Below are 22,513 nucleotides of genomic sequence, written 5' to 3'. Positions count from 1 at the left end.
TCCAGTTCTTTCCCCAACCAAAGTCCAGTGTCCCTCCCCTACCTGTGACGCAAAAAAACTGCAAATCTCCCATTCAGGAAACTTGCAGTTCATCTATACTTGTATTCTAAAACTCTTACCTCAATCTATCTCACGATGATCCTTACCTATAGTTGCAAAGTAAGACCCACCGGGCAATGATCACTGCCCATCACGTGGCAGTCGATATGCGCATCTGCCACCTTAGGTGCCAATTGATTGGATACTAGAAAATAATCAATGCGCCAGCCCACATTCCGTTCTCTGACTTTCGGCATATAAGACCACCAGCTGTACACATCCGTACGATCCGGGTAAAGATGGCGGAAGCTGTCCACATAACCAGAAGCAAGCAAATCGGTCATCTTGCCACGCTCTTCAAGGGTAAATCCCGAGTTGCCCAGATTGGGCTTCGGATTCTTCAGATCAATCTCCTGATGAGCCACATTCAGATCACCACAGACGATAACCGGCTTAGTCTGCTCCAATTGCAGAATGTACCCCCGGAATCGATCCTCCCATTCCAGACGGTAAGGCAGCCGGGTCAGATCCCGCTTTGCGTTAGGGGTATAGACGTTCACCAGATAAAACTCATCATACTCAAGTGTAATCATCCGTCCTTCCGGCTCGCTGTCCTCCTCCATCCCGTAACGAACGGATAAAGGCTTGATTCGGCTAAATACAGCCGTACCGGAATAACCTTTTTTGATCGCATAATTCCAATATTGATAAACATCTTCCCCCAGGTCCATCTCAATCTGTCCGGCTTGTAATTTGGTCTCCTGAAGGCAGAAAATATCCGCCTGACTCTCCTGATAATAATCCATGAATCCTTTGGTCACACATGCCCTTAAGCCATTCACATTCCAGGACACCAGCTTCATATCCTCATCTCCTCACATCTCTCCAATATAGCATGGGCCCATTCCGGGGGACAAGCCTTGCGGCTCTGGAATGAGATGGAGTCATTGGAATCCTTAGGGGGCTAGCTTGCCTATATTTCGCTTCGTAACTTGGAGAACACCGCAAGGTCAATATATCTGCCTTTCTCAAACTCATGCTGCCGCAGTACACCTTCCTGTTGAAAACCAAGCTTGTGTAACAGGCGAATTGACGCCTCGTTCTCCGGTTCAACCTTTGCTTCAATCTTGTTGAGCTGCATGCTTGTGAATCCAAAATGTAACACAGCACGGGCCACTTCAGTCATCACACCGCGGCCCCAGAAAGAGGAACGCAAGTCGTATCCAATCTCTGCACGGTTATGTACATCTTCATAGTTCAGGAACCCACAGGTTCCGATCACTTTACGAGTTTCACGGTCTTCAATCATCCAGCGTAAACCCGTGTGTTCCTTGAAAATCTTCGTATACCAGTTCATCTCACCCTGTGCATCCTCCACGGATTCAAAGGGAGTGAATGGCATATATTGCACCACAGCTTCGTCCGAATATAACTCCAACAGATCATGGCTGTCTCCAGCCTCGGCTGACCGGAGGATGAATCGTTCTGTCTGAATTAATGGAAATAGATCAAACCTAAATTGCTCACTCATGCTTGGTCTCCTTTACAACATTTATTGTAGAAGTCCATTTTACTACACTTGCCTTCATCAAGCTTTTACTATTAATATGTTCTATTAAGGCATTACTGTATAAAAGGGTACATAGGAAAGGACGTGCTATTATCACACAATCATATGACGTTATTATCGTTGGAGCCGGCTCCATGGGTATGAGTGCTGGGTATTATCTATCGCGCAGTGGATGCAAAACTTTATTAATTGATGCCTTTGATCCTCCGCATACGGAAGGAAGTCATCATGGGGATACCAGACTGATGCGCCATGTGTACAGTGGAGGGCCTGACTATATTGCCATGGCATTACTTGCACAGAAGTTATGGCATGAGCTGAAGGAAACGACCGGAGACCAACTGTTTGTTCCTTCCGGTGTACTAAATGTGGTTGATCCGGAGATTCATTCCTTCCGCAACCGATTGAGCCATGCAGATGATGCAGGTATTCGGTATGAAACATTGCACGCAGCCGAGGTAATGAAACGCTGGCCAGGTATTACAGTACCTGAACATTACGAGGGCATGTATGAACCTGATGCGGGTTATTTGTATAGTGAACCCTGTATTCGTGCCTACCGCAAGGCAGCCGAGACTCATGGTGCCACCTTGTTAACTCACACTCGGGTAGAGCATATCGAATACGGACCACATTCCGTCGCAGTTCAGACTTCAGGTGGCGAGACATACCACGCGAATCAAATCATCCTGAGCGCTGGCGCCTGGTTTCAGACATTAAAACCTTTCGTGGATCTCCCGATCCAGGCAGTGCGTAAAACGGTTGGATGGTTTGATGCACCAGAAGCCTTGTATGGCGAGGCACACTTCCCCGGTTTTACACTGGCAGGAAAAGAAGGTACATATTATGGATTTCCAAGCATTGGCGGATCAGGTCTGAAGATGGGTCGTCATGATACGGGCCAAATGTGGACACCAGGAAGTACAATGGCTCCTTTTGGTACGGAAGAAACGGACGAGGGGGATCTGCGCAGGCTGCTCGAACTTCATATGCCTCAGGCAGCTGGGGAATTGAAACGTGGTAGTGTGTGCAAGTATGAATTCACTTCGGATGAAGATTTTATTATCGACCGACACCCTGCCCATGAACGTGTGTGGCTCGCAGGCGGTTTCTCCGGTCACGGCTTCAAGTTTGCAAGTGCCATTGGGCAGATTCTATCCGACTTGGTGCAAACGGGGCACACGGATCAGGATATTAGCAGGTTCACCCTATCCCGTTTTCGTTAAGTACCAGCTGGGTGGATGAATATATGTATGTCTAAAATAGCTACTTTCCTTGAGGGTGCAGTGTCGCTTAGAGCACTGCACCTCCAAGAAAGAAGGACACGTAACAACGTTTATTTCATGCGTACTCACACTAATTAACTTTGACTAGGCTCCATTGCTGATTGGCCCCGCCATTGTCGGCCCACTGAATCGTGGAGGCACCTGCGGTTAGAGACCCTTGATTGATGTCAACCGTCAGGCCACTGTTTCGATTCGCAAGTACCACATATCCTCCCACATCAATTGGCAGCCATTGCTGATTGTTGCCCCCGTTATCCTGCCACTGAATCAGAGCGGCTCCGCCTTGTGTAGAACTCGAATTCACGTCTAATAAAAGGCCACTGCCTACATTGCGGATGTTGTAATATCCGTTACCTGCCGACTCCAGCTTCCACTGCTGGTTGGCTGCTCCATTATCATTCCACTGAATGATTGTTGCCCCACCCGTAGAAGAAGCACCGTTAACATCGAGTGCAAGTCCACTATTGCGGTTGATTAATTTGTAGATTGCCCCGGATTCATATCCTGTACCACCATTGTAAGTTGCACCGGAAATGACGTAAGTTGTGACCGAGTTGGCCTTGGCTGTAGCGGTGAAGGTTTTGTTTTGCACCGAAATATTGGTCAGTTGCTGCAACTTCTCTGTTGAAGAGGTTCGATATACTTGAGCAGACGTGCCTGTGTTAGTAAAACGACTGAGATCATAGGTTACCGTTGTATCCGTCGATTCCGAATTGGTTGTAACCAGCACAACTTTGCCGGAAACTGTATCATAGGCTGCAAGGGTATTGGCATCACTCATGCCGATAATCTTGTATCCAGGACGAATAAATTTGCTGTAGTTGCCCATGACATAATATTTTTGGTTCACGGTGTAACTGGTCGTTTGTGTATTGTTCAACACGTTCTTGAAGAATCCCCATCCTTCTGCACTATCCACGGCTTGCCAATACACCCATCCACTTGCGCCCATATTACGAATATCCTTGAGGATGGTCCGTGACATCGTAAGTCCACTTGCATCCCCATCTCCATATTCCGAGGTCCACAGATGTTTGCCCGCAGACGTCGCTGTGTTGCGCAAAGCAGTACGATTGCTTCCGCCATACGTATGGGTGTTGATCTGAGTGATCGCTGATTTAACCGCATTGCTATAGCTGTTGAACGACACATTCGTATCATCGATACTGTATTCTTCCGGTGCGCTCAGCTTTGTGGACAGGCCCTTCGCATTCAATGAAGCTTGTACCTGACTCAGAATGGTGTTCTGATCCGCCCGGTCAAAGTGCATGCCCTCCTGGTCATTGCCCTGCTTCCACCACGTCGAGATCGGTTCATTCAGCGGAGTTACACTATCAAATGTGATCCCCCAGTTATCCCGAAAATGCTTCACAACCTCAGTTAAGTAATCGGCAAAATCATCGTAGTAATCAGGCTTGAGGTTGTTACCTCCATTCGCCGAACCGGACACATTACCACTGATCGTCATCCAGTAAGGTGCGGAATTCGCAAAAGCTTCGATAACATTCACACCTTGCGCTTTGGCAGCTTGCAGCATATATCGTTGGTTTGCATCTGCATTCCAGTCATACACGCCGGGAGAAGGCTGGTAACCAGGAACGGCTTTGCGATATTCGAGGATATTGGACGATGGATTATCCCCGCCTCCAATGTTGTACCGCAGGATGTTCAGACCCAGTCCGGTATTCGCGTTGAACATTTTCCCTACGTACTCATCGCGATTGGAATACTCTCCAACCACTTTGCCCCACCATGCGAGAGATGTTCCCCAGCCTTCCATCGTCTGATATTGCTTTGATGGATCGGCAACAGCCGTGTAAGCTCCTGCAGCAGATACCTCTGTGCCCAGACCCAAACTGCCTGTTAGCAGACTTCCTACCAGCAGCAGCGAACTCATTCGTTTTAACCACTTCATCCGCTTCACTCCTTATGAATTTACACTTGCACTCCGATGTCAGAACAACTTTCTGATCGCTGTTATCCCCAGATTTTTAATTATTCTTAAAAGGGGAAAATCCGGGGATAGCGTATGCTTCCGATGTAGCTTTCTTTCAGAAAGCTTGTAGGCGCACGCTTCGCTTCTTCAAGTTATTTCTGACCTCTCCGTTATCGTGTAAATGTATTGTTTAAATTGTTTGTATTTTAGAAAACAAACACTAATTATTGCGCAACCTCTCGGAAGGTCGCGTCTGACTTATCGAGTGCGGTAACGACAGCTTCCAATTTCAGCACATTATTATAATGTCTCAGATACAGGTTCGGGTTACTAAATGACGCGTACGATGTCCAACTAGCATTAGCAAGTCCATTTACACGTTTGAACGTGGCGTCATTTCGGAACGTAGCGCTGCCGTCATTTTTCACAAGTGTAATGCTGCCATTATTATTGCGCAGGAAATAACCCGGATAATTCATGGACTCAAACGAAATGCCTGTTGCATTTGACAGACCTGAAACGATACGGAATTGTGCATCCTCCGCTGGACTGACATTCGCATCAATCCGTGCCTGATAGTTGTAATGACGAATGAAGCTGCCAGGTACATTGAAGGACTCCAGCTTGCGGATATCACCCGGTTGTCCGGACTCTTTCAATACGGTCATATGCCGGACCAGTCCGGTAAGACCTGCAATCTCTTGCTTGGCACCCCAAGTCTGGAAGTTGTCAGCAGAGTCGCTGTAATAATATTTTTGTGTCGCATAGCCGTCAAAGTAGATTCGCCATGAACCATTATCCAGCTGAACAAGCGCCGGGCCCTCCACCCAAGATCCCCAACCTGCCCAATCCCCTGTGCCTTTAAAGGTATAAGGGCCTGTTAGCGAAGTGGATGTCGCATATTCAATGTATTTGGTGGTCTCGTTTTTGGTAAAAGCATGATAGGTTGAGCCTGACTTCACGATAAAAGTGTCGATATAATTGGGAGCAATGCCTGCCAGTTCAGTAGGTGCAGACCATGAGGTAGAAGTTAGATTGCTACCTGAAGCTGTGAGGACATATGGTTTGAAATTCTGATAGTTGCCTGGTGAGAGGGACACGATAATGTTCAGACTGCCGTTGCTGTCTTTGAACCATTCTGGTGCCCAGGTGTGTGCGATTGTGGTCGGTGTGGATAATGTAATGTTACGGACAAATGTCAGTTTACCTTATCCGGGCTGGAGGCGATGCCGATGGTGTTACCCGACCAGTTCGTGGTATAGACGACGTAATATAGACCATCTGTGTGCTTCATGATGCTGGGATCGCGAATCAAATTGGCCGGAGGTGTATAGGCTGGCCCTTTTAGCAAACCATAGTGGGTCGCATTATACGATTCATAGATATACTATTGGACTCACTTGTGTTCGTAAAGGCTGATATCGTATAAACACTTGTCGCTGCTCTGGCTGTATTGGGGAATAACATCGTTAATAGAAGCAATGTTCCAAGCAGCAGAATCATTCCGGCCTTTAAACCATTGGATTTTCCTGCTCCTATTCCTATCCCCTCTTCCTTCTTCGTCAACATTGGGTCATCTCCTTATCCATATGTGATGAACAGAGGAATACCTTACTGTAGTACCAATGACAAAGCGTACCTGAGACTGCCACTGATGAGCAACACCTCACGACTACCTGTTCGAATTCCAATTACATGAAGCATCACTCCCTTCACAGATCATGGATAAACACTTTAATATATATGTAAACGGTTACAATTAATTAGGTTACAAGTGTTACCTTAGTTCATTGTACAGACCTAGTCACCACAGTTCCCCCATTCCCTTAGCCTAATTCACTCCGTAAGACTGAATCCGAAAGATTCACAAGCTCGGGTTATTTGACTAAGAAAATGAGGTAGTGTGACTGTGGTAAAAGGTGAAATGTTGCGTCCAACTCGAACTATCTCGATCCAGTTATTGTTCCCAACCATAGTTGGATCGGTAAGACAGCTAACGATCAATACATGAACTACTCTACCACAACCCATGGATAACGGGATGGCGCATCTAAAAGAAAACGTACACGTTCTGGTGTTCTGCCTTCTTCATCGAACAAAAGTAATTCATTCTCTTCCTGTAGCCATGCTACTGGAATCTTGTAATCCTCTTGCGGACCAATCTGCCAGTAACGGCCCAGATGATGTCCGTTCAGGTGAATGGTTCCTTTGCTCATCCCGGTCAGGCGAAGCATCAGATTCACTTTATGATGCTCAGAAAGAGTAGGCTTGGTGAAACGCCAGCGGTACCAAACGGGCTGACCATACGATCCTCTGACTGGAGTATGATTGGATACAGGATGAGACTTCTCGCTCAATGTAGCACGATTAACCGATCCATTCGTGGTGTGGGGATCCAAATTGGCAGTACAATTGCCACCTGTGGCGATACCAGACTGTCCTGCACGCTGGATTGATCCCTGTCCAGGATGTAGCGCTTCCTGTTCTACCTCGTATCTCTCCCATTGTTGCGGAAGTAATACATCCGTCCCTGCCATACGCCAATCCTTCAGTTCTCCCTGACTTGGATACGTGATCAGTTCCAGTCGATTCAGCGATGAACGGCTATACGGCATTTCCAGTGTATTCGTCTCTCCGGGCTTGATATACAGAGATATGTCTAACGTCTGGAAGGCAAACCAATCCTGATATCCCTCCATCGGAACTTCGATGCCATTGATACGAAGACCTTTGCTCAAGGCACCAACAAGAATCGCCCGATCCATGCCATCCAGCGTAAAGCTTCTGCTCAGAAGTGGCGCCCCATGTATAGAGTTCACCTCATCGAGATGCACAAGTCCACTCTCCATATGCCAATCCCGACGAATATCCCGAACTTTGCCGCCCAGATACACAGCACCAGCCAGACCTTTGCTCTCACCTAAATACGGGGAGAAGTTCAATCTGCCCATATGCTGCACCAGAATCTGAAGTGTATTCTTCCCTTTGGCCACCTGCAACTGCACTCCAGCGGCACCTACCTGACGCACTAATGCCTGCTGAACACCATTAACAATGATTCTGGCAGTATCCTGGATATCCGGCAAAATGAGGTTAGTGATCCCTTCGGTTGGACTCTCGAAATCACATTCGTACAATAAATAACCAAAATCTTGTCCATACCGGGAAAAGTCTTCCGGTTGTCTACTCGCCGAGCGTTGCTTCGCAGTTAATGCAATACGTGACAGCTCAGGAGAATTAGACAACGTCGGCGCACTCGGTGATGTCCATGGAAGCTGCTGCTGCATACCTGCAATAGGCTTCTCGCTGGCATAGAACTCGTCACCTGTTAACGTCCGTTCTCCATCGGTCCAGTCACCAAGCAGCGTAATTGTGCGATCCGGATCCGTGATCATGCCCTTGACCTGACCAGATGGCAATACATCTGCGTCATCGAAGCCGATCACATACCGTAGTCCCTTCTGATCTGTTGCTTCCAATCGCCATGTTCGATTCATCGTCTCTTGATCCAGAATGACGAAACGGATCGGTGTGCCGTTTGCTTCCAATTGGATCATTCCCGGCTCTTGGAAATGGAACAGATCGAAGCGGTATACGTTCCTTGCTGAATCATGTTCAACCAGCACTTGCACCGTACTGCCCGTAACGTTTAGTGCCCCAGCTTCCAGTTCAACAACTGACCGCTGCCCGGCAGCGGCCACGATGAACAGGGTTAATTCTCCGTTTATCATTTCATTGCCCGTAATCATCGTACCCGCAGTCAGATATACGTGTTCAGCAATCTGTACTCGATCCAGCAACGGAACAATCTGACCCGGATTCACCGATACGGGAAGAGTCCGGCCTTCCTCCAGCGTAATGTGCATGGTCTCGCGTTCATCCTTGTGACTCTCCAGAAACCAAATCTTCTGGTTGCCAGCCTGTCTGCCTCGTACAGATATGCCTTCAGGATGACGTACAACGATCTGTTCTTCTGGAATTTCCTCTGTTTCCATCAGAAGGGCCCCGAAAGCATGGACGAAATAGGACAAATTCTTGGTTATTGCATACTTCGGTGTCCCCCGTCCATATTCGTTCAGGGGTGCATCATAGTCATAGGACGTAATCATGAAAATATCACTGCTACCCATCGTTCTGCCGCCATATCCACCAAAGTTCGTGCCACCATAGAACATGTAGTGACTGATTCCGGTATACCCGGCACGCAGGATTTCCATGATGCGTCTCTCCAGCAAAGGCGCTGTCTTCTGAATGGCTGAAGGTCCTCCCCAATTCTCAAACCATCCGGTCCAGAATTCCGTGACCATCTTCGGGGTGTCCGGCTGTTTGGCTCGGAGTTTCTCATAATGCCCGTCAGCACCTGACCAGAAATTAGCCCCTTCAATTGTGCCTTCCGCCCCGCCAACGCAAGTGATCAGCGTAGCGTCAATGCCACGTTGCAACAATCCATCTCTCAGCGTATTCATATGGTCACTTGCAGCAGCGTCATCCATCAGATACCCGTATTCATTCTCCACCTGAACCAGAATGACCGTGCCTCCAGCGGACAGCTGGCGTTCCCGAATAATCGGCACAAGCCGGTCAAAATACAAATTCACATAGTGCAAATACGTCTCATTATTTTCCCGGAATTTCACGCCATCCTTCGTACCAAGCCAGTATGGAAAACCGCCAAAATCCCATTCTGCACAGATAAACGGACCCGGACGCGCGATGACCCACATGCCCAGTTCTGCGCACAAATCCAGAAATGCTCCGCAATCGTTGTCCCCTTCAAAGGACCACTGTCCTTCTTCCGGTTCATGCACATTCCACGCAAAGTAGGTGTCGATGCAGTTCATGCCTGCCAGCTTCGCCTTCAACAGAACCTCATGCCATTCTTCCTTCGGCATACGGAAATAATGGATCGTCGCACTGTTCAGAAATACACGCTCTCCGTTTAGGAAAAAGCTGCGTGCATCGTATGTTAATTCAGATTGAACACCGTTCTCAGCCCTGGCGATGTACTTCTCCTTTTCCTGCAGTAAAAGGGATGCTTTCTCTGTCAAAGTGATCCCCTCCTTCTCTTTATTTATATAAATTGAACTAAAGATTATTTACACTGCACACTTCGATGACAGAACAATCTTCCGATCGCTGTTATCCCCAGATTTTTTGATTCCCTTTTCTCAAGGGGAAAATCTGGGGATAGCGTATGCTTCCGATGTAGCTTTCTTGCAGAAAGCTTGTAGGCGCACGCTCCGCTTCTTCAGGTCCTTTCTGTCTCTCCGTTTGGTGTAAATGTTTAGTTCAATTTATATAGGTTCATATGTCCTGTAATTAATTTAAGGTGAACCATATCCGTTAAACTAAAAGTGATTTACACGGGTACTACGATTACAGAACAACTTTCCGAGTGCTATCATCAGTTCCCCTGCAACGTCACGCTTTCCAGTACAACCGTTGTGATGGAATTATCTGCGGTAGGTACTTCCAGTCCGTTGGCATACACCGGAATGTCTTCAAGCTGTTCCATGTTCCGGTCCGGTGAAGTCTGATACACCTGCGCAGTGGCTGATTTTCCATACGTGTACCCTTCCAGTTCAAACGCCGTTGTTCCAGCTGACAATTCATTACGAATCACCAGCACCAGTCTCTGACGTTCCGCGTCATAAGCAGCCAGTGTGCGTCCGCCATCCGTTGGAATAATCGTCGCACCGGGACGAATGAACTTTGTAAACTGGGCCATACCATAATACTGTTTGGTCATCTCATACTGCTCTTCTCCGTTAAAGTTGGCGTGAATGAACCCCCAATTGTTATTGGCGCCTTCATCTTCAACAGCCTGCCAGTATACCCAGGCGGATGGCTGCATGATTTTCAGATCAAACATGATTCGCTCCGCCAACTCTTGTACTGAGGTCATATCCTCATGACTGTGCGGCTCGCTGCCACCCGTTCCGTACTCGGACATCCACAGCTTCTTGCCATGGCGTTCTGCCAATGTGCGCAGCTCTTCCATTTTGCTACCGTTATAGGAGTGGGTATTGATCTGCTGGATTACGTCCAGCGTATCCTGATCGTAAAGGTTGAAATTAAACACCGTCTCATCAATGCTGTTATCGTCTGCGGCACTAATGACGGTTCCATCCAGTCCTTTGCTCTTCAACGATGCAGCAACTTTCTTGATAATCTCGGCCTGTTTCTCATTCGTAAAATGACTGCCTTCCTGCATATTGCCCTTCTTCCACCAGTCGGAGGAAGGTTCATTGAGCGGATTCAGTGTGCGGAAGGTGATGCCCCACTCGTCCCGATAATGCTTCACGACTTCAGTCAGATAATCTGCAAACGCATCATACTGATCGTCACGAAGATTATTGCTGCCATCCACGGCTCCGGTCACCGATCCACTGATCGTCATCCAGTAAGGTGGTGAATTGGAGAATGCTTCAGCAATATTCACGCCGCGCTCCATCGAGCCTTGTAGTACAGCCCGCTGACCTGCATCAGCCTCCCAATCCCACTCTCCAGGTTCAGGCTGGAAGCCAGGTACATCCCCGCCGGGACGAAGAGCTTTCATCTCCGGATTTTCCTCACCGCCGATATTGTAACGAACGATGTTCAGACCTAATCCTTTCTCCGGATCAAAGACCAGATCCATCACTTCACTAACCTTCGCCTGATCCTTCCATCCGCCCAGATCGTTGGCCCACCAGGCAAGTGACGTGCCCCAGCCTTCAAAATGGTCATAGGACTGATCCAGCTTCAGACGTACCGGTTCCTCTTGAAATACAAGTGTTTTGGATGATTCATTGGCAAAATGATTGATAACAATTCCTCCTCCTGCCAGAAGGGCAATCAGGGCTACACCCATGAGGATATAGTTCCGTTTGCTCCTGCTGCGTTGTTCTTTATGCGCCATGGGCTATACAATCCCTTCTCCATGTACGGTGATTACTTCGTTGACCTTGAACGTCAGGTTCAGTACATACACACATTACAGACACTTCGGTTACTTGATTCCGCTGCTTCCGCCGCTAATGTTGGCTTCGTACACATAACGTTGTCCGAACAGATATACCAGTACCATCGGAATAGTGAGGAACAGGGAAGCAATCATCACAAGGTTCCATGGTGGCATCTGCCCACCACCTACCGTAGTCAACAGCTGCACTCCGAGTGCCAGCGGCATTTTCTCCGGATCATTGATATAGATGAGCGGCCCCATGAAGTTGCCCCAGTTATAGGAGAATGAAAAGATCGCAATGGCCGCAAGTATGGGATAAGTCAGTGGCATGATGATCTTCCAGTAGATTCCCGGGTGCCCCATACCATCGATCATGGCGGCTTCATCCAGTGATTTGGGAATACTCATGACAAACTGCCGAATCAGGAATACGTTGAATGCTCCGGCGAAGAAGCTTGGTACGATCAGCGGGTAAAATGTATTAATCCAGTCCAGATGACGGAAGATGATGAACTGCGGTACCATCGTCACCTCACCCGGAATCATCATCGTACTGAGCAACACAATAAACAGGAAACGGCTGCCTTTTGCCTTGATTCGGGCAAAGCCGTAGGATACGATCGAAGCTGATAATACCGATCCGACAATCGTAAAGACGGTAATGATGACCGAGTTTTTGAGATATGTTCCAAGATTGTTATTCGTAAAAATCGTATAAAAGTTCGACCATTGGAACTCCATTGGAACGAAGGTAAAAGCTGATTTGACGGTTGTTGCGTCACTTGCCAGTGCAATGGAGATCATGTACAGGAAAGGCGAAGCAAGCAGCACCCCGACCAGAATCAGAAAAATATAGGATATCGTCTTCTCCACAGTCGATGGATTACTCATTGGCTTTTCCCTCCTCGTAGTGCACCCATAGCGCCGATGAACGGAATACAACGAGTGTCAACGCCATGATGATGATGAATAGTACCCAGGCAATCGCCGATGCATATCCCATTTTGTAGAATTGGAACGCATTCTGGAATAAGTAGGGAACAACCATCTGACTTGAATTGTCAGGTCCGCCGGCAGTAACGATGAATACCTGCGCGAAGGTCTGGAGCGCTCCAATCATACCAGTCACGAGATTGAAGAAAATGACGGGAGTCAGCATCGGGAATGTAATATGGAAGAACGATTGTGTACTCTTCGCTCCATCAATGGCAGCGGCCTCGTACAGCTCCTGTGGAATACCTTTCATACCTGCAAGCAGCAATACCACGCCACCACCTACACCCCATAAGGACATGAGAATCAATGCAGGCTTAACCCAGTTCGGATCAAGAAGCCAGGCGGGACCCTGAATACCGAAGATCGCAAGTGCCTGGTTGATCAACCCTTCCGTCGGTGCAAGCAAGTGGATGAAGAGCAATGAACTCGCAACCACCGGAACAACGGAAGGCAGATAGAACAGAATACGGAAGAAGGTGATCCCTTTGATTTTCTTGTTGAGGTAATATGCAATCCAGAGCGAGATCGACATGCCCAGCGGAATGGATATTAGCGCATAGAAGAATGTATTGCCTACGGATTTCCAGAAAATCGGATCATCGGTCAGTAACGTTTTGTAATTGTCGATACCAATGAATTCAGGGGACTGGAACAGATCCCAATTCGTGAAGCTCATATAGATGGAAAACAGGATCGGACCCAGGGTCAGCCCCAGAAACCCGATCAGCCAAGGCGAGATGAAGATGTAGAACCATTTCCCGTCCTTTTTTCTCACGTTAAGCCCTCCCATGACGCAGAGAGCAGATGGAACCCGCATTCACGCCGATTCCACCTGTCCTGCTGTCGCTGCTATTTGTGCATGTTCAGAAAAATCCTCTATTTGTAGAGTCTTTCCAGTCCACTCTGAATTTCGGTTACGGTATCATCAAGCGAGGCTTTGTTGTTGAAGTACACACCCAGCTTATCGTTAATGAGCTTCATCATTTCGTTCCATTGCGGGTTGAACGGTTCTGCATAGATCGTCGATTCACTGAACGCAGCCATGTTGATTTTTTTGCCGCCGTATTCAGCATTGAGGAATTCATCACTGGACAAACCTGCTTTGGTTGCAGGAGCATCCTGACCGGCTTTGACCATCGGCATCTGTGCTTCCGGTGTGGTCAGTGCTTCGATGACTTTGAAAGCTTCTTCCTTGTGTTTGGAAGCGTTGGTAATCGTTAACCCGTTAAAGAATGCGTTCGTTTCGCCCCATACCGGAGAGATATCCCAATTAATGCCTTCCACCTTGGCAAGTGAACCGATGTTCCAGAACCCTGTCGTTTCCATGGCGATCTTGCCTTGAGCGAACAACGGATCGGCTCCGATATTCCCCATGTCGGCAATCTCGGTTGGCGTTGGTCCCGCACCGTGTGTGAAGGTCAGGTCATTCATGAATTGTAATGCTTTACGCACAGGCTCTGTATTGAAGGTTGGTTTGCCACTCTCATCGAACAGTGATCCACCGTTCTGGTAGATGAGCTGCATCCATTGCGGCCACCAGCTACCCGGGTAGTAACCCCATTGAACCGTTTTTCCGTTCTCCTTCACCGTCAACTTCTGAGCTGCCGCCATCAGATCATCCTGAGTCCAATCTTTGGTTGGATATTCCACCCCAGCCTTGTCGAAAAGATCTTTGTTATAAAAGAGGACCATCGCACCTGCCCGATCCGGCAAACCAAATTGTTTGCCATCATACTTCATCAGGTTGGCAATATCATCGGAATAACGCTCGGACATGTTCACATTGTTCGCCTGAATCATGTCATCCAGCGGTATAATCTGATTCTTGGAGGCGTAAGCCTGATAGTTCTCGGCAATCATCATGATGTCCGGTGCCGTTCCTCCGGCGATCATGGTCTGTACCTTCTGGTCATAATCTCCTGCAACCACGTTCAGCTTCACGTTAATATCGGGATACGTCTGCTTCACAATGTCGAGTCGTTCCTGATAAATTTTCTTCTCATCCTCCGAGCCCCAGATCGTCATGCTCAAATCAACCTTGCCACCGGACTCGCCGGAAGAACCGTTTTTACTCCCGCTGCTACAGGCTGTCAGACCCATTACCATGACCAGCATCAATAACGAAATGACCTTTAAACTTCTTCTCATACGTTACGCCCCCTTGATATAATGAATGGATGACTACACTGAAACCCGTTTCATGAAATGGGTTTCATTAAGCTGAAACATAAAACCCGTTCCACTTTATGAAAGGGGTTTCATTCACGCACTCATTATATTTCACCCTTCGAGGAAATGTCAACGCTTTCTTTTCCAATTACAGGCCCTTTATCTTGCAGCAGGTCCTGTACTTTGACGCACAATCAACTCCGGTTGCAGAATGATCTGCTTCTTCGGTTTGCCTTGGTTAATCAGCTCATGCAGCACATCCACAGCCTGTTTGCCAAGCTGATACGTGTTCTGGGATACGGTTGTCAGTTCCGGTATAACGGCACTGGCGAGCGGTGTATCATCATAACCCACAATGGATATATCCTTCGGAATCGAGAGCCCATGCTCAATCGTTGACTTAATGGCACCAATCGCTGTGTTGTCGTTGACACAGATGACTGCGGTTGGCGGATTGTCACGATCCAGTAGTTTGGACATCTCCCGTTTGCCGTCGTCGATGGAGAAGCTGCCGAGCAGTTGCCGTTCTTTTGGTATTTCGAGCCCATGCTCCCGAAGTTTCTTCTGCACAGCTCTGACCTTGACCATGGTGGTGGACAACTCTTTCAGGCCGCCAACAAAGGCGATATCGCGATGCCCCAGTTCAAGCAAATGCTCAGCTGCAAGGGCTGCCCCTGCACCTTCATCCGTGTATACCCGGTGAAACCCGCCTTTGGCAATATTGCCATTGACCAGCACGATTGGCATACGTTTGCCCATATCAATCAATTCCTGAGCCATGTCATCCGGACAGACCTGCATGTTGATTCGCCCGCCGAGAAAGATAATCCCGTCTACCCGCTTCTCTCGCAGGATGGACAAATATTCAGATTCCCTGTTGTAGTCACCTGCGGTATTACACAGAAAGAAGGTATACCCCAATCCTCGAGCCTCATTCTCCGCACCCCAGAACACTTCCGGGAAGAAGGGATTTGTAATGTCCGGCAGGATGATGGCAATGGTGCCCGTCTCTTTCTTGATCAGACTGCGCGCCTGCGCATTGGGCTGAAACTGGTGTTTTTCAATGATGGACATAATCTTCTCTCGGGTGCTTGCACGCACAGGTGCCGTATCATTCAGTACCCGGGAGACCGTCGCTACAGATACATTTGCTTCTTTGGCGATGTCGTATATGGTGATCGGTGTCATAGCGGAACCTTCCTTTTTCTCTAATTTTCCCTATTTTCCCTGCTTATCATACCAGATAAGGAATGGCGATGAAATGGGTTTCAGTGACGGGCTTCTCCCACGATGACATTTTACGTGATTTGTTCAACGCGCTTATCGCCTAACGTTACAATTCTCATGGGACATCCTCCTTTTCCTTTATTTCACCTTCTAATCTGCGTTTATGGTCCATATATTAAATTGTAAGCGAATTCATTGGAGATTAGAGGAGTGTGAACAACGTCATGATCATTCAAGTCAGTCCGCTGGCAGAAGCAAGACTTACTGAAAAGCTGGGAGATCGACCAGGCTATTTCAAATTGTTTTATGATACCGATGGATGCGGTTGTGACGGAATTGCGGTACTTCTGATCTTGAACGAGCCGGATAGCGATGATGTTACCGTAGAAGCGGGGTCGCTTCCCTTTGTAATCAACAAACAGCAGCAGATTTACTTCGAACCCTCTCTGCGTCTGCAATCCGAGCACAGTTTCCCTTCGTTCCGACTGAGTAGCGATTCCATGATCTATGGCAGTAATGTCAAAGTCCATGATTTACGAGATACCGCAGACGTAGCCCCACAGCCCACTGGATGGTTTGTACGATAAACGTTGAATATGCACTATAATCAAAACCTCCCAAGTCCAGATGTTATGTGGGACGGGAGGTTTTTTATCAATTTTAATGAGTTCATTAGGCATTATGTTCGTAAACATTTCATATTCGTGCAGTGCCTCTGTACCTCTGCTGCTCTATTTCCGAATATTTTTCGGGACAAAAGAGGTGAAAATTTGATTAATTAATATAGACTTTAGTTTAATACAAATAATTACAAGTAAACCGTATACTTAGATAACCACATATGAATTTAGGAGATCCACAAAACGGAATACCTAATTAAAGATATAAGTCTAGTTATACCAAAAACACGGTTAGAACATTGTATCCGTTTAGAAGTGTCGAGGAGGAAAATTAAAACTTATGAAGTTACCCATGATCCTGAACGTAGTCCGCATCTTGTTGAGTATTAAAGTTATATACCTTATTATTTCTTTCAGTGTATTTCTCTATATTTTCAGTCAAAATCCTGAAGCCTTTGCCGGTTATCAAGTGAACGGCAATGATTTGATTAATTTCTCTAATGAAATTACTGGGAGAATCATATTTTTGATCATTCCTAGTTTGCTTGCTATCATTTGCATCACCAAACGACAATTCAGATCGACTGTTACGTTCCTGAGTATCGCTTTATTTATCGGACTACTGAATGAAGGACTATTAACTGGACTTATTCAACTATTCGCCTTGTTAGTTGTGCTCTTACATCGACCAAGTAAGATATTTTTAAAGCGCCAGGATTCAAATGACACAGAGACACAATATATCGCCAATAAGAGCCTAACTTAAACGTTTGGCTCTCTTTGTTTTGGTTTCTTTGCATCATTAAGCCTACTTCTAAACCCGCCAATTCATTATCACTCAGATTACTTCACAAGAATTTCAATTGGATTCATGGTTAATGAGATATCCGCGGTCATATCCACAATGAGATTTTGTTTCCCTTTCTTGGTTACCATAAATTCATCTTCAACCTCAACCACTTGACCTGATTTAAATTCAGTTACATATCCCACATCCGTATAATTACGCTCCTCGTCACTACCGGAAAAGAAAAAACGAATGATAGGTTTTCCATGGGTTACTTCAACAGGTTTAATACCTGTATATTTTAATGTTCCTTTTACTTTAATTGTCTCACCCATACTTAAAACTGTTGGTGTTGTTACTTCGAGAATAAAATCAGATGTTACTACACGTTCAGTAACATTATCCTCATTTTTTTCGGTTGATGAACACCCAGCTATTGTCATGGATACCGCTAATACCAACATTAAGATGTTATTACTCATTTTAATAATTTCATCTCACCTCTCTCATACTCTAACGAATGATACATAGAAAGGGTTGCTCAATTTGTTCCTTAATTTCCCTGGATATCATTTACTGTTAGTTCAATCATGTATCACACGAATTCAATTAACTTTCTATCTATTTCTGCGATATCACCAATCTCCGATGTACCATCCCAAAGGATAATTGAAGAAGCTTCATCGTTTTCAACAAAATCATCAAGTTGGCACAATTCACCCATGAACAGAGCTCCATACTCTGTCCGTTCAGGTCCATGAAAACTTGGCTGGAGTCTAAACTTCATTAGCCCTTTGAATTCAGCCGAATCCATATTTTGATTGGTTTCCTCAAACAATTCTCTAATTACACATTGCTCCGCATTCTCTCCAGCTTCAATAATACCACCTGGAAGTTCCCAGTTGTTTCTCCACTTATTATGCATGAATAGATACTTTCCTTGGTACTTCACCACAATTAGAGCATGTGTTAGTGGAGCATCCAGTGTGCTTGTAATGACCTTATCGTACTCGATACGAATAAATTCCAAAAAAATGTTACCTATTGAATCTGTCATGATTGCCATTTTTACTCCTCCATTTCTTTTGTAACCAAAATAAAAAAACGCGCTAGACCTAAGTCCTGCGCGTCATATATCACAGGATGAGAAGCGCGAATAGCGTTAACCCATCCCAATTTTTTTAGGAATGGATTAACGCTTTTCATGATGATGAGATTGTTTTAATCTTAAAATTAACATCGGCTATTCTCCTAATCATCAATATATGGAAATGATACCCACCTTAGTACTTTAGAGTCAAGTATATAATTTTGCTGATTTACCAATAACGTAACCTTGCCGTTAGCTGAACAAAAGCAGCCGGTCACATTGATCAGCTACTTTCTTTGTATTATTGAGCTATCGTTTCTACGTTAGTTTCTGAAATGGACCTTGTGACATATTCGAGTTAAGAAAAAAGCTGTGACCGGGCATGTTACAGCCGCGTAGTTCCATTCTATCCCTCGACCCGATACCATAGTTCACAATATTCGTAGCCATCTACACTTGTACCATACATCTCGAAGTTGCCGCCATCTAAAATCGTAAATGTTGATGTTTGCAGCCATTCCGAAAATATTCGATTCTTCAAAGACCGTAAATCATACTTGCCGTTGCCATTACCATCATTTAATGTCGAAAATACTGCCCACGTAGATGCTGGAACATCAACAACTGTATATCCTTTCACCTTGCTATCAAGCGCTTTGTAACACCCGATCAGATAAGGGAACGTCGTATTGTTTGTGAATGTATAGGATTCGAATGCAAAGACAGCTCCAAGTTCCTTGCTGAAACTACTTTCGTCTCTCCAATCCCCGCTCACCGACTGGGATAATCGGTCCAACTCACCATTATTGCTGATGGTTTGCCAAACCTCAGGGATCGATATCCCCTCCTCATTGGCAATAGTGTCGTAACGGTAGATATCTTCCAGCCCATAAACTTGAAAAGCATCCCTTTTTTCAATCCGATAATTCATTCCAACAACTCCCTTTAATATGATTTGAAAGGAGATGCGAGGGAAGGCTTTTAACTCACTTCCGGCATTTCGCGCTAATGTAGGCGTCATTCCATGCAGATTTTGAAATGCTCGTGAGAATGATTCAGGTGTTTCATATCTGTACTTCAAGGCAATATCCGTCACAGTGTTCTTCCTGTTCTTTAAATCAAATGCAGCAAGCGTCAGTCTTCTGCGCCTGATATATTCGGATAAGGGGACATCAAGTACAAATGAAAACATGCGCTGAAATTGGTAAACTGAACATAAGGCGATTTTTGCAATTTGGTCATAATCAATATCTTGTTCTAAGTTGTCTTCAATATAGCTGACAGCTCGATTCATTCTCTCTAGCCAATCCACGACAATCCCTCCTTTCGTAAGAAGCATATCATCCGGTAGTTTATGTCGCCTGACTTTCCGTGCAGGATAATGTCAGGTGGTAATCATCTGTATACAGAAGCCTTGTTTCCTAAATTAATCCAAGTCTTTATTAGCTTGAAGCATCTATATTAGTAGTATTTTTATACTCAATTGGTATAAAACTAACCTATCCGTTAGTTCAATAAGTTAGATCAACAGTATCGTCCGGGTCTGAACCAGCTGATCCCCATACTTCCCCCTCAACCCGATAACCGCCACCACTCCATTGAAGCAAGTAGTCTCCAGTACTCATCCCCTGTATGAAACCTTCTTTACTATTTATCCAATCTAAAGATTCCCCGGGAGCAATCGTTCTAGCGAAATACACTTTACTAGTATCTAAGTACGTCAAACTAACATTGACTTCATGGCTACTATTGTTTTTCATAAGCAGTTTTATATGTACAAATTCCGGATTTACGGAAAAGGGTTGCTGTACCGTTGCGCCTCCAGAAGCAATAAAGTGGGAGGGTTTGCTCTCTTGTTCGCTTAAAGACTTAGAAAGGGTTGTACTTTCGGGCTTGCTTGATAATACACCAGTTTTTGGATTAAACATATTCTCTTGAGTTTGACTTGTTGAATCACAGGCAGTTACAGTCGCTGTTGTTAAAGCTATTGATATAACAGTAGCAAATAGTCTCTTTTTCTTCATGACTTCATTCCTCGTATTCTTTTATTAGTTATTCTTAAAACCTATAAGAAGCTCCTCATTATTAACAACACTATCAATCTATAAAATTTACATCTGTAATACGCAAGGGCATTGAATTAACCTTGCTATTAGCGAACAAAAGCAGCCGATCAGGTTGATCGGCTACTTTCTGGGTTTTATTGAGCCACCGTATAATTCTACTGTAACAAATGACGACTGATATAATTCGCTACTCCAGTATCATCAAAAACCGAACGCTTTTCAACTTCCAATAACATCTGATCTTTATTGGACTGAGATGTTCTCATGAACCATTTTAATTGATACTGCTCTGCTTGTTGCAGATAATGATTCGATGCTCTAACCACCGTGTTTAATGTTTCGTCCCGTGCACGTTGTGGATCTGATAAACTAGGGAACAAACCCTTCATGCCTCTCAGATGATCCCGATCCAGATACTCCGCTCGAATTAGGTCATCTTCTGCAAACATATAAACAACGCGGTTGGGGTTAACAATCTCCCTTAGATAAGCAGGTTCCATAAAAGTATCTACTACGATTGGCTTTTCTTTCCCCATCTGTAACAAATCCAAAATAATAAACTCCACACTTTCATCAAACACGGAATTTAACCAGTGACTTCTATCGTTCCCACGCCCTAAAAAGAACCATTCCCAATCAATGAAATGTCGATCTTAATTTCTGATAAATTTATTCCTCGGAATCGCTTTTCACAAAGTAATTACCGTGAGAAAAAATCTGTTTGGTATCAGCAGTTAAATGATCTAAGTTATTCACCGTTTCATTTTCGGAAATGAAGGCGTCTTTCTCGGGTACCCTATTAAATGTTCCAAAAGAAGTCGTTATACTACTGACATTTTCTAGAGCTCTATTAATTTCCTCTTCTGATAATTGTACTGCAGGACCAAAATCCGGATAGTTTGGGTTATCCGCTTTAGCATCATCATAATAATTACTCGCATAAATACTTAAAGCAGTCACTGCCGAAACAGTCATTATTAATGCCGTACTGATAAAGAATTTTTTCATTGGAGGTCACTCCTCAGTCGTTTCTATAGTTGCATTCATAAATCCATTGCCCTCTAGTTCAACTGAACCTATGTTTCAGTTAAAACAACTAATGATCTGTATACTGCCAAGCGTGAATCGGTGTACCTTTAGTGACTTCACCTGTCAATGTATTGATTTCTAGTGGCTCTACTAAAACCTTCCATCCATCTTCGCTTTTGAAAATTTTATACGGGAGTGGTGGTGACTGTTCGTAGCCTTGTCCTGCATACTTTTGAACTACATAAAATTGAACTTCATCCGTGTTGATTTGTTTGGTTTCCACAATTTCATACCCTGTAGTTGGATTAGTTTTAAGATCCTTTACATATCCTTCTTCACGACTTTTCTCATCCAAATAATTGGTATCTTTAGAATAAAACATCATTCCCTCTACATCTTTAGCAATGTAAGCCTGAAAATACTCCGTTGCTGCTTCCATCGGAGTTTGGGCTACAACTCTTTCCGCAGTTGTAGTCGATGCTACTAAAATAGAACCAGCAACAACACCAGCAAGTAAAAGCGATACTATTCCTTTTCCTTTCATGGATCGAGAACTCCTTTTTAGTGTTCGAGTTAGTAATAATGATCAAATTTTATATAGACCTACTTAGTATAACGCATTGAATTATTGGAAAGTTTTTATATTTATGAGAAATTTGTTTACATCTATCTTTCAGCCTCTTTATCCAAACTCTTCTTTACGCCCACCTCACTTAATGTTAGATTTTATAACATATCACTATGAAAGCGAG

At 45.3% G+C, this 22,513-nt stretch carries 21 protein-coding genes; 3 read left to right on the top strand and 18 right to left on the bottom strand.

All coding sequences use genetic code 11. From position 1 onward, the window contains the following. Window positions 1-146: 146 nt before the first annotated feature. Both BLS69_RS01205 and BLS69_RS01200 read right to left on the bottom strand, forming a co-directional pair. The gene (locus BLS69_RS01205; RefSeq protein WP_036617303.1) at window positions 147-902 is read right to left on the bottom strand and encodes an exodeoxyribonuclease III; all 756 of its coding nucleotides are present in this window, start codon (window positions 900-902) and stop codon (window positions 147-149) included. A gap of 110 nt (window positions 903-1,012) precedes the next feature. Continuing rightward, window positions 1,013-1,570, bottom strand: a complete 558-nt coding sequence (locus BLS69_RS01200; RefSeq protein WP_091027992.1) for a GNAT family N-acetyltransferase — start codon at window positions 1,568-1,570, stop codon at window positions 1,013-1,015. A 173-nt stretch (window positions 1,571-1,743) separates the two neighbouring features. Here BLS69_RS01200 and solA point away from each other — a divergent pair, with 173 nt between their 5' ends. Continuing rightward, window positions 1,744-2,835: an N-methyl-L-tryptophan oxidase gene (gene solA, locus BLS69_RS01195; RefSeq protein ID WP_371129027.1), complete on the top strand. Its 1,092-nt coding sequence runs from the start codon at window positions 1,744-1,746 to the stop codon at window positions 2,833-2,835. Window positions 2,836-2,965: 130 nt separating this feature from the next. On the opposite strand, the gene BLS69_RS01190 is transcribed toward solA, so the two are convergent. The 9 genes from BLS69_RS01190 to BLS69_RS01155 all read right to left on the bottom strand — a co-directional run bounded on the left by BLS69_RS01190 (window position 2,966) and on the right by BLS69_RS01155 (window position 16,130). Then, complete coding sequence (locus BLS69_RS01190; protein ID WP_091027990.1) at window positions 2,966-4,810, bottom strand: RICIN domain-containing protein; 1,845 nt, start codon at window positions 4,808-4,810, stop codon at window positions 2,966-2,968. A gap of 245 nt (window positions 4,811-5,055) precedes the next feature. Next, entirely contained in the window at window positions 5,056-5,931 is an 876-nt protein-coding gene (locus BLS69_RS01185; protein ID WP_256332199.1) for an AbfB domain-containing protein, read from the bottom strand. Between the two features lie 244 nt (window positions 5,932-6,175). After that, a complete protein-coding gene (locus BLS69_RS32445) occupies window positions 6,176-6,400 on the bottom strand; it encodes a hypothetical protein (protein ID WP_256332198.1) in 225 nt (74 codons plus the stop codon). A gap of 443 nt (window positions 6,401-6,843) precedes the next feature. Next, entirely contained in the window at window positions 6,844-9,879 is a 3,036-nt protein-coding gene (locus tag BLS69_RS01180; protein ID WP_091027988.1) for a beta-galactosidase, read from the bottom strand. Window positions 9,880-10,235: 356 nt separating this feature from the next. Continuing rightward, window positions 10,236-11,732 (bottom strand): glycoside hydrolase family 30 protein, encoded by a 1,497-nt coding sequence (locus tag BLS69_RS01175; protein WP_091027986.1) that lies wholly within the window; start codon window positions 11,730-11,732, stop codon window positions 10,236-10,238. 90 nt (window positions 11,733-11,822) lie between these two features. After that, window positions 11,823-12,668 carry a carbohydrate ABC transporter permease gene (locus tag BLS69_RS01170; RefSeq protein WP_017687022.1) on the bottom strand — a complete coding sequence of 282 codons (846 nt, stop codon included), beginning with the start codon at window positions 12,666-12,668 and terminating at the stop codon, window positions 11,823-11,825. Continuing rightward, window positions 12,661-13,548, bottom strand: coding sequence for a carbohydrate ABC transporter permease (locus BLS69_RS01165; RefSeq protein ID WP_036668619.1), 888 nt, complete (start codon window positions 13,546-13,548; stop codon window positions 12,661-12,663). The genes BLS69_RS01170 and BLS69_RS01165 overlap by 8 nt, the downstream gene beginning before the upstream one ends. Window positions 13,549-13,649: 101 nt before the next feature. Then, the gene (locus BLS69_RS01160; RefSeq protein ID WP_091027983.1) at window positions 13,650-14,921 is read right to left on the bottom strand and encodes an ABC transporter substrate-binding protein; all 1,272 of its coding nucleotides are present in this window, start codon (window positions 14,919-14,921) and stop codon (window positions 13,650-13,652) included. A 180-nt stretch (window positions 14,922-15,101) separates the two neighbouring features. After that, a complete protein-coding gene (locus BLS69_RS01155) occupies window positions 15,102-16,130 on the bottom strand; it encodes a LacI family DNA-binding transcriptional regulator (protein ID WP_091027982.1) in 1,029 nt (342 codons plus the stop codon). A gap of 263 nt (window positions 16,131-16,393) precedes the next feature. Between BLS69_RS01155 and BLS69_RS01150 the strand changes: the two genes are divergently transcribed. Together BLS69_RS01150 and BLS69_RS01145 are read left to right on the top strand one after the other, a co-directional pair. Next, the gene (locus BLS69_RS01150) at window positions 16,394-16,756 is read left to right on the top strand and encodes an iron-sulfur cluster biosynthesis family protein (protein ID WP_017687018.1); all 363 of its coding nucleotides are present in this window, start codon (window positions 16,394-16,396) and stop codon (window positions 16,754-16,756) included. Between the two features lie 373 nt (window positions 16,757-17,129). Beyond that, entirely contained in the window at window positions 17,130-17,555 is a 426-nt protein-coding gene (locus BLS69_RS01145) for a hypothetical protein (protein WP_091027980.1), read from the top strand. 77 nt (window positions 17,556-17,632) lie between these two features. Here the strand turns inward: BLS69_RS01145 and BLS69_RS01140 are convergent, their stop codons facing one another. The 7 genes from BLS69_RS01140 to BLS69_RS01110 form a co-directional block, all read right to left on the bottom strand. Then, the gene (locus BLS69_RS01140) at window positions 17,633-18,058 is read right to left on the bottom strand and encodes a hypothetical protein (RefSeq protein ID WP_143023548.1); all 426 of its coding nucleotides are present in this window, start codon (window positions 18,056-18,058) and stop codon (window positions 17,633-17,635) included. Window positions 18,059-18,171: 113 nt separating this feature from the next. Further along, on the bottom strand, window positions 18,172-18,642 hold the full coding sequence (locus BLS69_RS01135) for an NUDIX domain-containing protein (RefSeq protein WP_091027975.1): 471 nt from the start codon (window positions 18,640-18,642) through the stop codon (window positions 18,172-18,174). Window positions 18,643-19,072: 430 nt separating this feature from the next. Next, complete coding sequence (locus tag BLS69_RS01130) at window positions 19,073-19,978, bottom strand: AraC family transcriptional regulator (RefSeq protein WP_091027972.1); 906 nt, start codon at window positions 19,976-19,978, stop codon at window positions 19,073-19,075. Between the two features lie 199 nt (window positions 19,979-20,177). Continuing rightward, a complete protein-coding gene (locus BLS69_RS01125) occupies window positions 20,178-20,690 on the bottom strand; it encodes a hypothetical protein (protein ID WP_091027969.1) in 513 nt (170 codons plus the stop codon). Window positions 20,691-20,887: 197 nt separating this feature from the next. Further along, window positions 20,888-21,283 carry a hypothetical protein gene (locus BLS69_RS01120; RefSeq protein ID WP_256332197.1) on the bottom strand — a complete coding sequence of 132 codons (396 nt, stop codon included), beginning with the start codon at window positions 21,281-21,283 and terminating at the stop codon, window positions 20,888-20,890. Window positions 21,284-21,401: 118 nt separating this feature from the next. Then, the gene (locus tag BLS69_RS01115) at window positions 21,402-21,740 is read right to left on the bottom strand and encodes a hypothetical protein (protein WP_091027967.1); all 339 of its coding nucleotides are present in this window, start codon (window positions 21,738-21,740) and stop codon (window positions 21,402-21,404) included. 88 nt (window positions 21,741-21,828) lie between these two features. Beyond that, entirely contained in the window at window positions 21,829-22,305 is a 477-nt protein-coding gene (locus tag BLS69_RS01110) for a hypothetical protein (RefSeq protein WP_091027965.1), read from the bottom strand. Window positions 22,306-22,513 lie beyond the last annotated feature (208 nt).

The sequence above is a fragment of the Paenibacillus sp. CF095 genome (assembly GCF_900101225.1).
Taxonomy (GTDB): domain Bacteria; phylum Bacillota; class Bacilli; order Paenibacillales; family Paenibacillaceae; genus Paenibacillus.
The sequence above is the reverse complement of the archived record's forward strand: the minus strand, read 5'-3'. Positions and strand labels throughout refer to the sequence as shown.